The organism is Nonomuraea sp. NPDC026600, from assembly GCF_040638335.1.
Classification (GTDB): domain Bacteria; phylum Actinomycetota; class Actinomycetes; order Streptosporangiales; family Streptosporangiaceae; genus Nonomuraea.
The window spans coordinates 1-15,852 of record NZ_JBEZYD010000039.1; the positions used below are offsets into that span (position 1 = coordinate 1).

Annotated in this window: 5 protein-coding genes; 1 reads left to right on the forward strand and 4 read right to left on the reverse strand. The window is 71.8% G+C overall.

Annotation, left to right across the window (positions count from 1 at the left end):
- Positions 1-608 precede the first annotated feature (608 nt).
- On the forward strand, positions 609-989 hold the full coding sequence (locus AB0F17_RS52475) for a hypothetical protein (RefSeq protein ID WP_358040285.1): 381 nt from the start codon (positions 609-611) through the stop codon (positions 987-989).
- A 116-nt stretch (positions 990-1,105) separates the two neighbouring features.
- Here AB0F17_RS52475 and AB0F17_RS52480 read toward each other — a convergent pair whose 3' ends face one another.
- Genes AB0F17_RS52480 through AB0F17_RS52495 form a run of 4 tightly spaced genes read right to left on the reverse strand, consistent with a single transcriptional unit; the run spans position 1,106 to position 15,838 of the window.
- A complete protein-coding gene (locus AB0F17_RS52480) occupies positions 1,106-6,445 on the reverse strand; it encodes an amino acid adenylation domain-containing protein (protein ID WP_358040287.1) in 5,340 nt (1,779 codons plus the stop codon).
- Positions 6,442-12,897 (reverse strand): amino acid adenylation domain-containing protein, encoded by a 6,456-nt coding sequence (locus tag AB0F17_RS52485; RefSeq protein ID WP_358040291.1) that lies wholly within the window; start codon positions 12,895-12,897, stop codon positions 6,442-6,444. Before AB0F17_RS52485 ends, AB0F17_RS52480 begins: the two co-directional genes overlap by 4 nt.
- The gene (locus AB0F17_RS52490; protein ID WP_358040294.1) at positions 12,894-14,426 is read right to left on the reverse strand and encodes a condensation domain-containing protein; all 1,533 of its coding nucleotides are present in this window, start codon (positions 14,424-14,426) and stop codon (positions 12,894-12,896) included. Before AB0F17_RS52490 ends, AB0F17_RS52485 begins: the two co-directional genes overlap by 4 nt.
- A gap of 2 nt (positions 14,427-14,428) precedes the next feature.
- Complete coding sequence (locus tag AB0F17_RS52495) at positions 14,429-15,838, reverse strand: AMP-binding protein (protein ID WP_358040296.1); 1,410 nt, start codon at positions 15,836-15,838, stop codon at positions 14,429-14,431.
- Positions 15,839-15,852 lie beyond the last annotated feature (14 nt).

Consider the following 15,852-nt stretch of genomic DNA (forward strand, 5'->3'; position numbering starts at 1 on the left):
CCGTGAACGACCGGATGATGGGAGCCGTGTAAATCGAGAGGTTTACGCACGGTTCTGAGAGAGCCGGGGGCTGAGATGCCCCCGGCTACTCGCCAAGGCCCTGTGGCGCTTGTCTGGATCATCCGACTCCTAATGCGGTTGTCTTTGTCGAGTCCTACGACGAGGCCGTGACGCTCGCTGACTTCGGTAGCCGCCGAGGCGCTGGGGCAATCGACGCCAAGCCCTTGAACACGCCACCCGATACCTGAGCAGGGTGATTGGTCCGCCTACAGAGCGGACGATCAACCTGCTGTACATGTCGAGGGTGGGCGGATATGTGGACACGGACTTGACGTATTGGTCGGGACACTGGGCCGGCAGTTATCGGGGGCGAGGGAGGAGATTCGGGAGGGGGCGGGCCAGGAGTCGCCCGGTGTCTGACCCTGGCACCTCGATAGGCGTGGCGGCGCCGTCCCTCCAGACGGTCCGAGCTTCATTGACCGGCCATCGCGGGGACTCGTGCACCGTGGCGTTGCCGTCGGACTGGACGGTCCGGCGGATGAAGGCTTGGCCGCCGCCGGCGCACAGTTCGTAGAACGTCGCCCTGCACGTGCAGGGGGAGGGGCGGCATGGTCTATCGCCCGATGACACTCGTCGACCTTGCCGCGCGCCTGGTGGTGAACATCGACGACAAGATTCGTTGGAAGCTTGTGTGGGAGTTTCTGGAGGAGTATCGCTGGGAGGCATCCGGTCTGCAGCCCTCGTTGCTCCAGTCCGAGCCGGAATCCGTGGGTGACGAACGGTGGGATGCGTTGCTCGCCGCGCTGGCCGAGCATCTTGCCGCCAAACATGATCTTGCTCCGCCTCCGTGGACGGCGCTACGGATGTTGCGGCGTCCCTGGTTCCCGGCGGAACGGGCCAGTCAGCGTGCGGATGCGCTCGTGTGGGCCCCTGTCGCGTTCCGTAAGCACGGTGTCTACCTTTCGAGTAAGGATCTTGAGGCGGCGTGAGCGAGGCAGACGATGGACTGCTTGGCCGGGCGGAGTTCGAACGAGCTTTCACAGCGCTGGGGTAGCGGCTGACGCGTCGGGGCGTTGTCCTGTTCCTGCAGGCGTTGTAGGAGACCCTAGAGGCTTCGCCCGAGGGCCTGTAGTCCGACCAGGTCGTCCGGGGTCGCGTCGGCGCTCTGGTCGAGCAGTCCCGGTAGCCGTGACCGTAGCGCCATCGCCGCGAGCACTGCCATCGCCATGGCGAACAGCAGGTACATCAGTCCCACCCCGCGTCCGGCGCCGGTCCCGATGAGCGCGCCGACGGTCGGTGCGAGCGGGCCGTCGGGGGCGAGCAGCGGGTCGAAGACCGCCGCGCCGTAGGGTGCCACGAGCCCGAAGCCGAGCGGCAGTGTGGACCAGGCGATCAGCGTGTTCAGCGCGAACACCCGCCCGTGGAACCGTTGCGGCACCTTGACCTGCACGATCGTGGCGTAGATGCCGTTCAGCAGCGTCACCCAGAGCGACATCCCGAACGCCCCGATCCCGATCGTCACCAGATCCGCCCGCAACCCCGTCACCAGGCAGAACCCCGCCAGCGCCAGCGTGCACCACAGCACCGCCCGCATCCGCCCCCGGCCCGGCCCGCCCCAGGCCGTCATGGTCAGACCGCCGAGGAAGACCCCGAGCCCGGACACGAACGAGATCCAGCCCACGTCGTCCAGCGTGCCGAAGGAGAGCACCAGCGGCGAGATCAGCAGGAACAGGGGTGACAGGAAGATGTTCAGCACCGCGAAGTAGAGGAGCATCTGCCGGAACCCCAGGTTCCCCCAGGAGTAGCGGAACCCGGCCGCCATCTCCGCCAGGACCGGCTCCTTCCGGCGCCAGGCCATCGCGGCGGGGAACCGCACGAGCGACGTCACCCCGATCGCGAACACGTAGCTGGCCACGTCGAGCACCAGTATCCCCTCCAGCCCGATCACCGCCATCAGCCCGACGGCCGCGAGGGGGACGAGCAACTGCGTCATGCCACCGGCCATCTGCACGATGCCGTTGGCGTGCCCGAGGTACCGCTTGGGGACGAGCTGCGGCACGGCCGAGGTGTACGCCAGCCGCTGGAACGTCAGCGCCACGGACAACAGCGCGAGCAGGGGGTAGATCTGCCAGGTCTGCAGGTTCCCGGTCCAGAGCAGCGCCCCGAAGACGAGCTGGGTGCCGACGGCGGCGGCGTCACCGCCGAGCATGACGGCCCGCCGGTTCCCCCGGTCGACGATCGCACCCGCCAGCGGCGCCACCACCATCCCCGGGACCAGCCCGACCACGGACAGCAGGGCGAACTGCGCCAGCGAGCCCGTGGCCAGATAGATCCAGAGGGGAATGGCGAACCCGGTCAGCGCCGACCCCAGAATGGACACCAGCTGACCACTGGCGACGGCCATGAACCGCTTCATGCTCGGCTGCGGCCCGGCCGCGACAGCCCGCGTCCCAGGCCGCGACACCTCCCGCACCCGCCAGCTTTCGCCACTGGAAGGGTCCTCAAGGGCGACGTGGGTACGGGTGACGATCTCGGCGAGCTCGGCCGCCCGATATTTCAGGAAGAAGTGTCCGGCCTCGTCCAGCTCCACCACCGCGGCCGTGGCCGTGAGGAAGTGCCACTCGCGATACCGCTCTTCGAAGTACTCGGTCGCCGGATCGTGCTCGCCCGCCACGCTGATGATCGGCGCCCGCAGCCGCTCCACCGAGCCCTCGAACAGCCCGGTGAAATACTCCTCCGCGGCCTCGCTGTCGCGCCGCATGTTCCTGATGATGTGCCGAGCCTGCCCCGGCTCCAGGTCGCCCATGTCCAGGCCCATGGACGTCAGCCAGTTGACATAGCTCCGGTCGCTGCGCAGGAACTCGCGCCTGGCCAGCTTGGACAGCAGCGCCATGGGTCCGTTACCTGGGCGGGCGAAGGGGAAGATCGCCCCGATGTACACCGCTTCGAGCTCGCGCCCCTCCGCCTCCAGCCGCCGGGCGATCTCGACGATCAGGGCGGATCCCACGCCGCAGTGCCCGTACAACGCCACGGGCCCGCGTACCTTCTCCTGGATCTCGCTCACGCACCGGGCAGCCACCTCGTCCAGCGGCAGCCGCTCCTCGTCCAGCCCGACGTCATGCCCGGGGATGGCCAGTGACCAGAGGGCATACGTGCCGGGCAGGGCGTCGGCGAGCGGTTGATAGACCACCGCCGCACCGCCGCCGTACGGGACGCACACGTACGTGAGCTCAGGGGGAGAGGTACGGCGCGGCGTCAGCTCGTGCAGCAGCCCGCGCGACGCGGTGGCGGTGCCGTCGACGAGCGCGGCCAGCTCGCGGATGGTCGGGTGCTTGAACAGGTCCACCACGGCGATGGGCGCCGCACCAGGCGGCAACACCCGGCGCAGCCTGGCCACCACCTTGATCCCCAGCAGGGAGTGCCCGCCGACGTCGAAGAAGTCGTCATCGACCCCGAAGGCCGCGCCAGGGTCGAGCACCTCGGCCCAGGCCGAGGCGACCAGGAGCTCCGCCTCCGTGGCCGGCGGGATGCGTTCACTCGCGCCCTCCGCGGATGGCGTCGGGGCGGGAAGGCGGCGCCGGTCCACCTTGCCGTTGGCGGTCAGGGGCAGGTGGGAGAGGGGGACGAAGCGGGTGGGGATCATGTACGCGGGCAGCGTCTCGGCGAGATGGCCGCGCAGGCGCACCGGATCAACCCGGCCCACCACGTACGCCACGAGCTGGGCCTGGCTGCCCGAGCCATGGGTGGTGACCACGCACTCGGTCACGTCCGGGTGGCGGGCGAGGTGGTTCTCGATCTCGCCCAGTTCGATGCGGTAGCCGCGGATCTTCACCTGCGCGTCGGCGCGGCCGAGGAACTCGATCGTGCCGTCCGGGGCGTAGCGGCCCAGATCCCCCGTTCGGTAGAGGCGCTCGCCGGAGCGGGGGTGGACGATGAAGGCGGCGGCCGTCCGGTCCGGGTCGCGCCAGTAGCCGGTGGCCACGCCCACGCCGCCGATGTACAGGTCGCCGGGCACGCCGATGGGCACGTCGCACCGGCCGCGGTCCAGGATGTGGAAGGACTGGTTGGCCAGCGGACGGCCGTACGGGATCGACGACCAGCCCGGCTCCACCCCGCCGATCGGGTAGCCGATTGGGTGGCAGATGGACCAGATCGAGCCTTCGGTGGCGCCGCCCAGGCTGATGATCTCGGCCTCGGGGGCCAGGGCGCGGATCCGGTCGGGGAGGGTCAGCGGGATCCAGTCGCCGGACATCAGCACCAGGCGCAGCGAGCTCAGGTCGGTGCCCTCGTGTTCGGCGTGGTCGACCAGGAGCTCCATGAGGGCGGGGACGGAGTTCCAGACGGTGACGCGGTGCTCGGTGACCAGGCGGGCCCAGGCGGCGGGGTCCTTGTCGGCCGACGGCTCGCCCATGACGAGGGTGGCGCCGGTGGCCAGGGCGCCATAGATGTCGTACACGGAGAGGTCGAAGCTGAGGGCCGACAGGGCGAGGATCCGGTCGTGCGGGCCGACGTGGAAGCGGTGGTTGAGGTCGCGGATGGTGTTCAGGGCGGCTTGGTGCTCGATCATCACGCCCTTCGGGGTGCCGGTCGAGCCCGAGGTGAAGATCACGTACGCGAGGTCGTCAGGTGCCGCCGGGCACGCGGAGGGCGCCGAGAGGGTCATAGAAGAGGGGGTCACCGACACGCGGGTCACGTCGGCGGGCCAGGTCAGGTCCAGCCACGGCTGGGTCACCGCGACCCGGCACTCACCGCGGGCGATCAGCTCGAAGCGCCGCTGCTCCGGCAGGTCCGCGTCGATCGGCAGGTAAGCCGCTCCGGCCTTGTTGATGGCCAGCACCGCGACGACCTGCTCCCACCCCCGTTCCATCACGACCGCGACCAGCTCGCCGCGCCCCACGCCCGCCGCCGTCAGCTCGGCGGCCAGCAGCGCGGCCCGCCGCTCCAGCTCCGCGTACGTGATCGCGCCGCCGGGGTGGGCGACCGCGACGGCCTCGGGCGAGTACGGCACCCGCTCCTCGAACGGGCGGTGCAACAGATCGGGGTCGCCCAGGTCGAGCCCGGTGTCGTTCCACCGTCTCCGTTCCTCCTGCTCCGGAGCCGTGAGCAGCTCGATCGTGGAGACGGGAGCCGACGGATCGGCCGCGATCCCGTCGAGCAGGGCGCGGAGATGCCCGGCCATGCGCGAGATCCGCTCGGCGGAGAACAGCGCGACGTTGTAGACGAACAGGAACGAACCATCACCACCGGTGTACAGCTCCAGATCGAACCGGGTGGCCCACACCCCCGGCGAGAACCCCTCCACGGTCAGCCCACCGGAAGCCGCGCCGTCGCCGCCGTAGTTCTGCATCGCGAACAGGACCTGGAACAGCGGCGACCGCGACACCTCCCGCGGCACGTTCAGCTCCGACACCAGCCGCTCGAACGAGAGCTCCTGATGCTCGTAGGCGTCCATGGCCAGGTCCCGCACCCGGTGCAGCAACCCCAGGAACGACGGATCGTCCGACAGATCCACCCGCATCGCGAGCATGTTGATGAAGCACCCGACCAGCCCGTCCAGCTCCGGCAGCGACCGCCCGGCCACGGGCGAGCCGACCGCCACGTCCTCCTGCCCGGCGTACCGGCCCAGCAGCGCCGCGAAGGCGGCCAGCAGCACCATGTACGGCGTGGCGCCGTGCTCCCGCCCGAGCCGGTCCAGCCGCGCGACCAGACCGGGGTCGATCGCGAAAGGGTGGGCCGCGCCGAGGTAGGTCAGCTCCGGCGGCCGGGGGAAGTCCGTGGGCAGCTCCAGCGGCGGCAGGCCGGCCAGCCTTTCCCGCCAGTAGGCCACGTCGTCCGCGCCGCCGGGCCGCTCGCGCTGCCAGGCGGCGAAGTCCCCGTAGGTGACGGGCAGCTCGGGCAGGGGGTCCCGGCTCAGGATTTCGTGGAGCAGGACGTTCGCGGACCGGCCGTCGGCCGCGATGTGGTGGACGGCGATGGCCAGCACGTGGTCGTCGGCTGCCAGCCGTACCAGCAGGGCTCTGATCACCGGCCCGGTCACCAGGTCGAACGGCTCGGCGAGGAAGCGGTCGACCAGGACCCGCGCCTCGGCGTCGGTGCCGGCGGAGGCGATGGCCAGTGGGACCGTGATGTCGGCCGAGACCGTCACCGTGGGCTGCCCGTCGTCGCCGACCGGGAAGCGGGTCCGCAACGGCTGGTGCCGTGCGGCCACCCGGTCCAGTGCGTCACCCAGCAGCTCGGCGGAGAGCGGGCCGCGCAGCCGCCGGACGAACGGGATCGTGTGCGCGGGGTTCCCCGGCGCGTACTGCTCCATGAACCACAGCCGCTCCTGCGCATAGGACAGCGGCGGCGCCTGACCGTCCGGCAGCGTCGGAATCGTCGGCACGCTCTTGCGCCGCCGCAACCGCTGGGTCAGCAGCGCCCGCTGGGCCTCGGTCAGCTCGGTCACGACGTGCCCTCCGGGTCCAGCATGCTCAACACCTGTTCGTCGGACAGCCCGGCCACCTCCGCCACCAGCGCCTCCTCGACGGCGCGCGCCAGTTCGGCGACGGTACGGCGGGCGAACAGCGTACGGATCGGCAGATCCACCCCCGCGATCGCCCGCAGCCGGGCCGCCACCCTGATGGCGAGCAGCGAGTGCCCGCCGAGCGCGAAGAAGTCGTCGAACGCGCCGACCTTGTCCGCCCCGAGCACCTCGGCCCAGACGTCGGCGACCAGCTCCTCCGCGTCCGAACGCGGCGGCGTTGCGTCCGTCCCCGCCGCGCGGCCCGGCTCCGGCAGCGCGCCCCGGTCGAGCTTGCCGTTCGCGGTCAGCGGCAGCGCGTCGAGCACCACCCAATGAGCGGGGACCAGGTACGGCGGGAGCCGCCCGGCCACGTGCTCGGCCAGCTCGGCCGCCTCGCCCACGACATAGGCGACGAGCTCGCCGTCCCTGGCGACCACCGCGGCCTGCCGCACATCCGGATGCGTACGCAGGCAGTGCTCGACCTCGCCCGGCTCGATGCGGAAGCCCCGCACCTTGACCTGCTCGTCGGCGCGCCCGAGGAACTCCAGCAGCCCGTCGGGACGCAGCCGCACCCGGTCGCCGGTACGGAAGTACCGGCCGCCGTCGGGCAGCCGGACGAACCGCTGCGCCGTCAGCTCCGGCAGGCCGAGGTAGCCGCGGGCGACGCCGGGGCCGCCGATGTACAGCTCGCCGGGGGCGCCCGGCGGCGTGGGCGCGCTGTGGGGGTCGAGGACGCGGACCGTGGTGGCGTGGATGGGGCGGCCGATGGGCGGGTGCGGGTCCGGGTCGCCCGCCAGGTCGGTGGCGGTCGCGACGATCGTGGTCTCCGTGGGGCCGTACGTGTTGACCAGGCGTACCCGATCCCCGAACCGTCGCCGCCAGCGGGTCAGGGAGGCGGCGTGGACCTGTTCGCCGCCGATGACGACCAGGCGGAGGGCCGGCGGCCAGGCGATCTCGTCGATCAGGTCCACGAGGTGGTGGAAGTAGGCCGTCGGGAGGTCGAGCACGGTGATGTCGGGACGTCCGGCGAGCAGGTCGGGCAGGGTGGCGCCGCCGTCGGGCACCAGCACGACCGTGGCGCCGCAGGTCAGGGCGGGGTAGAGCTCCTCGGCGTGGGTGTCGAAGCTGAGGGAGGCGAGCTGGACGACCCGGTCGCCGGGACGCAGGCCGTACTCGTCGCGCATCCACCGGACCCGGGCGGCCAGGCCGGCGTGCTCGACCGCCACCCCCTTGGGAGTGCCGGTGGAGCCGGAGGTGTAGATGACGTAGGCGAGGCCCGGGTTCTCGCCGTGCGGGCCGTCCACGGTGGTCAGCTGGGCGCCGCTCGCGGTGGTCAGGTCGTCCGAGACGATCAGGCGGGCGCCGCTCGTGGTGATCATGTGCTGCAGGCGGGCGGCGGGGTACGCCGGATCGAGCGGTAGGTAGGCGGCTCCGACGCGCCAGATCGCCAGCATCGCCACCACCGCGTCGATCGACCGGCCGAGCCGGAGGCCGACTATGTCGCCGGGACCCGCGCCGCGCCCGGCCAGCTCGGCGGCCAGCCGGGACACCCGCTCGGCCAGCTCGCCGTAGGTCACGCTCTCGGACCCGCAGACGACGGCCGTCTCACCGGGATGGGCGGCGACGACCTCCGCGATCATCTCCGGCACGCCGACGCCCGGCATGTCGATACCCGGGATGTTTGCCACGCCGACACCCGGGATGCCCGGCACGTCGTCACCCGGCGCGGTGATACCCGGCTTGGTGGTCCCGTCGCCGCTCGCCGAAGTGATCAGCGCGGCGTCGGCCGGGGTGAGCATCGGCAGGGCCGACAGGCGGGCGTGCCGGTTGTCCGGGTCGGCGATCCCGCGTAACAGCACCGCGAACCGTTCCGCCAGCCCCGCCACCGTCCCCGCGTCGAACAGCCCCGCGTCATACCCGAACGCCATCCGCAGCCGCCCCGGCGCCCGCCAGGCCTCCACCACCAGGTCGAACTTGGCCTGCCGATACCCATCATCGAAGTACGACATTTCCAGATCGTCGGCGAGCCGATCCTGCTCCCCGTCGGCCGTCTGGCTGTTCAACGTGAGCATCGTCTGGAACATCGGCTTCCTGCTGATGTCCCGCTCGATATCCAGATCCGCCAGCAGCCGCTCGAACGGCACGTCCTGATGCGCCATCGCGTCCAGCACCGTCCGCCGCGTCCTGGCCATCAGCTCGTCCAGTGTCGGATCCCCGGACAGGTCGCCGCGCAGCACCAGCGTGGTGCTGAGGTAACCGACGATCGGCTCCAGCTCCACCCGGCCCCGCCCGGCGGTGGGCGAGCCGACCAGGATGTCCGTCTGCCCGGTGTGCCGCGCCAGCAGCACCTGATACGCCGCCAGCAGCACCATGAACAACGTGCCGCGCTGCCTCCGCGCCGTCGCGTCCAGCGCCCTGGCCAGCTCGTCGGGGATGTCCAGCAGGTGGAAGTCACCCCGCGCGGGTCCCGGCGTGTGCGGCCGGTCGGTGTGCAGCGCCAGCGTGGGCGGGTCGGCCAGCCGTTCCCGCCAGTACTCCAGCGCCGCGCTCCCGTCCTGCTCCCGCTGCCAGCGCGCGACGTCCCCATGCTGTACGGCCAGCGGCGCGAGGCGCTCTGCCTCGGTGGATGGCGACCCGGTGGATGGTGGCTCGGTGGACAGCGACCTGGCGGACAGCGACCCGCTCGGCCGCGACTCGGCGTACAGCGCGGCCAGGTCGTTCAGGAGAACGGTGATCGACCATCCGTCGGCGATGATGTGGTGGAGCACCACGCACAGCACATGGTCGTCCCCGCCCAGACGGATCAGCGTGATCCGCAGCGGCGGCGCCGTACCGAGATCAAGCGGGGCATTGGTGCGGGCGGCCACCAATGCGCGGGCCTCCGCCTTGTCCCGCGCGTCGAGCCGCTCGACGGAGGCGGGCACGGCGCGCTCGACGACGGCAACCGGCCGGCCGTCCACTTCGGGAAAGCGCGTGCGCAGCGACTCGTGCCTGGCCAGCAGCGTGGTCAGCGCCCGTCCGAGCGCCTCACCGTCGAGGGGACCGCGGAGCCTGCGCACGATGTACATGTTGTACGAGGCATCGCCGGGATCCAGCCGATGCAGGAACCACAGCCGCTCCTGGGCAGCCGAAAGCGGCGGCAGCGAGCCGGGCGGCCGTGGAGCGAGTGGGCGTGGGACGAGCGGACGGCCCGGTCCGCCGGACAGCCCGTCCAGCCCGCCCTCCAACCCCGCCAGCCCGTCCAGCGTCGCCGCGAACCCCGCCACCGTCGGCTGCCCGAACAGCGTCCGCAACAGCACCGTCGTCCCCGCCGCCTCCAACCTGGCGATGACCTGAGTGGCCAGCAGCGAGTGCCCGCCCAGGGCGAAGAAGTCGTCGTCCGCGCCGATGTCGCCGATCCTGAGCACGTCGCCGAAGATCCTTGCCACCTGCCGCTCCCGGGCGGTACGCGGCTTGCCACCCCGTCCCGCCACGGGCCCCTCCGGCTCGGGCAACGACAGCCGATCGACCTTCCCGTTGGGCGTCATCGGCAACGCGTCGAGCGCCACCACGACCCCGGGCAGCATGTAGGCGGGCAACCACCCGGCCGCGTACTCAAGCAGATCCGCCGGGTGGTCCACCGGCCCGGCACTTTGGGCAGGAGACGCGGTCACCGCGGAGGCTGAGGGCGCGGTCACTGCGGGAGCGGAAGGCGTGGTCGCCGCGGAGGCGGAAGGCGTGGTCACCACGTAGGCGACCAGTTCCTCTCCACGGACGGCGACGGCCGCCTGCCGTACGCCCGGATGCGACTCCAGCACGGTCTCGATCTCGCCCGGCTCGACCCGGTGCCCGCGCAGCTTCACCTGGCCGTCGCCCCGGCCGAGGAACTCCATGGTGCCGTCGCGAAGCCACCTGACCCGGTCGCCGGTCCGGTAGAGGCCGTTCGCGAAGCGCTCGGCGGTCAGCTCCGGCCTGCCCAGGTAGCCGAGCGCGAGCCCGGCCCCGCCGATCGCCAGCTCACCGGGCACACCGATCGGCACCGGCGCGCCGGAGCCGTCGAGCACGTGGACGTGGGTGTTGGCGATCGGCCGCCCGATGCTCACCCGGCCGGGCTCGGCGGGGACCTCCCAGGCGGTGGACCAGATCGTGGTCTCCGTCGGCCCGTACATGTTGAACAGCCGAGCCACCCGCCGCCGCAACCGCCTGGCCAGCGCGAGCGGCAGCGCCTCGCCGCCCGCCAGCGCCACCAGCCCGGACGCGTCGAGCCCGGCGGAGAGCAGCATGTTCCAGCCCGAGGGGGTGGCCTGTACGTGCGTGACGCCCGAGGTGGAGACCAGCCCGGCCAGCGCGGCACCGTCACGCACGGTCTCGTCGTCGGCCAGCACCAGCCGCCCACCGGTCACCAGCGGCAGGTACAGCTCCAGTCCCGCGATGTCGAAGGAGAGCGAGGTACCGCCCAGCCAGACGTCCGCCGGCCGGGCACCGAGCAACCGCTCCATCCCGGCCAGCAGGTTGACCAGCGCCGAGTGCGGCACGGCCACCCCTTTCGGGCGGCCGGTCGAACCGGAGGTGTAGAGCACATAGGCGGCCGACCCACCGCCGGGCCCGGAGCCGTCGGGGGCGGAGCCGTCGGGTCCGGGGACGTCGGGCGCGGAGCCGTTGGGCCCGGGGACGTTGGGCCCGGGGACGGCAGCAGAGGGCAGGGAGTCGTCGTCCAGCGTGAACCGGGCTCCGGCGTCCGCCAGCACATACGCCACCCGGTCGGCCGGCAGCGCCGGGTCGATCGGCAGATAGGCGGCTCCCGCCAGCATCACGCCGAGCAGGATCCCGGGCAGCTCCACCGACCGCCGCCGGCGGACGGCCACCACGGATCCGGGTCCAGCCCCCCGCGCCCGCAGCTCACCCGAGACCCGCACCGCCTGGGCGGCGAGGGCCCCGTACCTGAGGTGGTCGTCGCCGCACGAGACGGCGACCGCGTCCGGCCGCAGCCCGGCCTGCCGCATGACCAGGTCCACGACGGTCGCGGCCGGCACCTCCAGGGCGGTGCTGTTCCAGGTCCGGTCGAGCAGTTCGCGTTCGGCGGCGGGCAGCAGGTCCAGCTCCGACAGCCGAGCTCCGGGGGAGGCGAGGATCGAGGCGAGCAACGTCTGGAAGCGGGCCGCGAGCCGGGTCACCGTCTCCCGGTCGAACAGCTCGGTGCTGTAGAACAACGCCCCGTGCCACCCCCCGCCCGACGGCCAGAGATCCATCCGCAGGTCCACCATGGCCGGCGGGGCCCCGTGCGCGAACGGCAGGCTCTCCATCCCGGCGAACGACTCCGCCTCCGCGTACCCGACCGCGGAGTTGTGCAGCGCCAGCATCGCCTGGAACAGCGGCGTACGCGACAGATCGCGCTCGATGTCGAGCGCGGACAGCACCCGCTCGATCGGCACCTCGCGATGGGCCATCGCCTCCAGCACGGTACGGCGGGTACGGCGCAGCAGCTCGGCGAACGGCGGATCGCCCGACAGATCCCCCCGCAGCACCAGCGTGGAGGCGAACAGCCCGACCATCGGCTCCAGCTCCGGCCGGTCGCGACCGGCGGTGGGCGAGCCGACCACGATGTCGTCCTGCCCGGCATGCCTGGCCAGCAGCACCTGGTAGGCGGCCAGCAGCACCATGAACACCGTCGCGCGCTCGGCCCTGGCCAGCCGCGACAGCGCCCCGGCGGTCTCGGGCGACAGGTCGAACCCCACTTCGTCGCCCGCGCTGCTCCGCTGGGCGGGACGCGGCCGGTCCGTGGGCAGTTCCAGCGGCCTCGCCCCGGCGAGCCTGCCCGTCCAGTACTCGACGTCGGCGTCGGAGACCCGCTGGGCGTCGGCGTAGTCGGCGTAGCGGACCGGCAATTCGGGCAGCGAGACCGGTACGCCCTCCGTACGGGCGAGGTAGCAGGCGGCCAGGTCGTCCATCAACACGTTCAGGGACCAGCCGTCGCCGATGATGTGGTGCAGCACCACGCACAGCACGTGATCGTCGTCCGCCAGCCGGACCAGCGTGATCCGCAGGGGCGGGGCGGCGGCGAGGTCGAACGGCGTGTTGGCCCGCACTTCGAGCAGCCGCATGACCTCATCGAGCACAGGCCCGTCCGGTCCCGCCTGCCCAGAGAGCACAGGTGCGTCCGGTCCCGCCCGGTCGAAGACCACGAGCTCCACCGGCACCGCCCTCGGCGGGTCGATCACCGCGACCGGCAGGCCGTCCTGGTCGGGAAACCTCGTACGCAGCGACTCATGCCGCCCCACCACATCCCCGAACGCCCCGGTCAGCGCCTCGACGTCGAGCGCCCCCCGCAGCCGCCGCACCACCGCCACCCGATAGGCCGCGTCCAGCGGATCGAGCCGTTGCAGGAACCAGAGCCGCTCCTGGCCCAAAGAGATCATGGCCGCAGCCCGCCGATGGCCGCGGCCACCCCGGTGATCGTCGGATCGTCGAGGAACACGTCGAACGGCACCTCCACCCCGAGCCGTTTCCTGATCCGCGCGCTGATCTGCGTGATGGTCAGCGAATGCCCGCCGAGGTCGTAGAGGTCCTCGTCCGGCGCGATGTGGTCCATCCGCAGGACCTCCATCCAGATCAGCCGCACCTGCTCGACCAACTCCTCCTCGGCCTCGCCAGGCACCGGCGCGGCATCCGGCCCGGATGCCGGCCCGCCATCCAGCCCGCTATCCAGCCCGGCATTCGGCGCGACCAAGGCGGCGGACGCGGTGGTGATCTGGGAGGCGACCGGGAGCGGCAGGTCGGCGACCCGTACGTCCGGATCGGCGGCGACCGCCCGCAACACCGTCCTGAGGTGCTCGCCGGCCAGCTCGACATCCTGCCGGGAGATGACATCCGGGCTGTAGTGCAGCGTCAGCCGCAGCCCGTCGTCGCCGTCCACCGCCTGAAGGTGGAGGACGTTCCGCACCATGTGGTTGGACATCTTCCACTCCACGGACAGCTCCAGCCCGGGAAAGACCTGTTCGGGCGCGCGCCGCCGGAAGCTGATGGACACCGGCGCCAGCGTCACCCGGGGCTTTATCCCGCCCACCGCCCTGGCCAGGGGCACCTCGCGGAAGGCATTCAGCTCGCGTAGCTCGCTCCTGAGATCCAGGGCCAGCTCCCGGAAGGAGCCCCCGGACATGGACGAGAACACGGGCAGCTCGGTGGCGAACAGCCCGATGTGGTCCCGGGTCTCGGCGGTCCTGGTCGACATGGCCACCGCCACGGACGGGTCCGTGTTGCCGTACCGGTGAAGAAGCGCGTGCACCGCGGCGAGGAAGACCTCGAATCTGGTCACACCGGATAAATCCGGCATGTCATCAGTCAGATTGAAGAGCACGGTCTCGCCCCGCTCGGCCAGCCGCGGTGTCCTGGCCACCCCGTTGATCACCACCTGCGGCACCTCGTGCCAGCGCGCCCGCCAGTACGTCTCCGCCTCCGGCGACGGCTTCTCCGCCGCCCCGTACGGCATGGGCAGCGGCGGTGCGGGCGCCCCGGCGTAGGCGGTGGCGAGATCCCGTACGAGCAGGTCCTTCGACATGCCGTCGAAGACGAGATGATGCCCCACGAACAGCAGCAGGTGCCGCGACGCCGAGACCTCCGCCAGCGTGAACCGGGCCAGCGGCCCGGCGGACAGCGAGAAGGGCCGCGCGATCTCGCGCGCGATCAGCGCCTCAGGGTCCGGCTCCACGACGAACGCGATCGGCGGCTCGGCCTCGGCGGGCACCAGGTGCAGCGAGCCGTCGCGCTCCTCGAAGGCGCGGCTCAGCACCGGATGCCGCGCGAGCACCGCCCGGCACGCCGCCAGCATCGCCTCCCGGTCCAGCGGCCCGTCGAACCACATGGCGAACGGCATGTGGTAGGCCGTGCCGGTGCCGTGCATCACCTCGGTGATCCACATCCCGTGCTGTGCCTGCGATGCCAGGACCATGCTCACTCCTCTGCCATACCGCGCAGTTCTCGCTTGTTCACTTTTCCGGCGGTATTCCTGGGCAGCGCGTCCACGCACAGCAGCCGGGTGGGCAGTTCGTGCTGGGCGAGCCGCTCGGCCAGGAAGGCCCGTACGCCGGCCAGCGTCACCGGCTCGCGGGACACGACCGCCGCCGCCACCGCCATGCCCATGACCGGGTGCGGCACCCCGAACACCGACGCCTCGGACACGGCCGGATGCTCGTGCAGCGCGGCCTCGACCTGGATCGTGGAGACCTTGAAGGCGCCCGACTTGATCACGTCGCTCTCCCGGTCGACGAGGTACAGGTAGCCGTCGTCGTCGAGGTAGCCGAGGTCGCCCATACGTACCCAGCCGTCCTGGAAGGTGTCGTGCCGCTGCTCGCCGTAGTAGGCGCGGGAGTGCGCGGCGGCGCGCAGCCACACCTCGCCGGTCTCGCCCGGCGCGGCCGGGTCGCCGTCGGCGTCGGCGATCTTCAGGCTGCCGGCCGCGTGCCCGAGCGCGCCCGGCCGGTCGGGGTCGTAGATCATGATGGTCTGGGCGGGGGCCGCCTCGGTCGAGGTGTAGTAGTTGGCGACCGTCGCGTTCGGGAACGCCTCGGTCAGCTCGGCCGCGACCTTCGGCGGCAGGGCGGCGGCGGCCGAGCCGAGCAGCAGCACGCTCGACAGGTCGTGGCGGTCCTGGACGCGGGCACCGAGCAGTTCGATGGCCATCGCGGGCACCACGAACACGGTCCCCGCCGCGTACGACTCCACGAGCGCCGCGAAGCGGGCCGGCGTGAACAGCGGCGGCGTGACCACCGTGGGCGCGGCGGTCAGCGCGTGGAGCAGCATCACCTGGCCGGCGTTCGTGCCGATGGGGAAGGCGTGCACGAGATGCCGGGAGTGCGCGAACGGGCGGCGTTTGGGGTGGACGGGCGGGGAGGTGAGGTTCGCGTGGCTGGCCGCCACGCCCTTGGGCTGCCCGGTGGTGCCGGAGGTGTAGAGGATCTGGGCGAGATCGAGCGGATCGACCTCGAACGGGACCGGACCGGCCGGGCCGCTGAGCTTGTCGCCGCTTCGGATGGTTCTCCTCGCGCCGCAGTGCTCGATCAGGTGGGCGAGCTCCGGTGCGGCCAGGCGGTCCGACAGTGGTACCGCGACGGCGCCCGCCTTCAGCACCGCCATCCAGCTCACCGCGTAGTCGAGCCAGTCACGGCCGCCGAACACCAGCGCGACTCTGTCTCCTGGCCGTACGCCCTGGTCGAGCAGGGCGTGGGCGGCGGCGTCAGAGCGTTCGTCCCACTCGGCGAGTGTCAGGGCGCCCGTTCCGGCGACGATGAGGGCTTCGTGGTCGGGGTCCGTGGCGGCTCGTGAACTCAGCAGAGCAGGGACAGGACGGGCCGACTGAACCACCCCCCAAAATTATT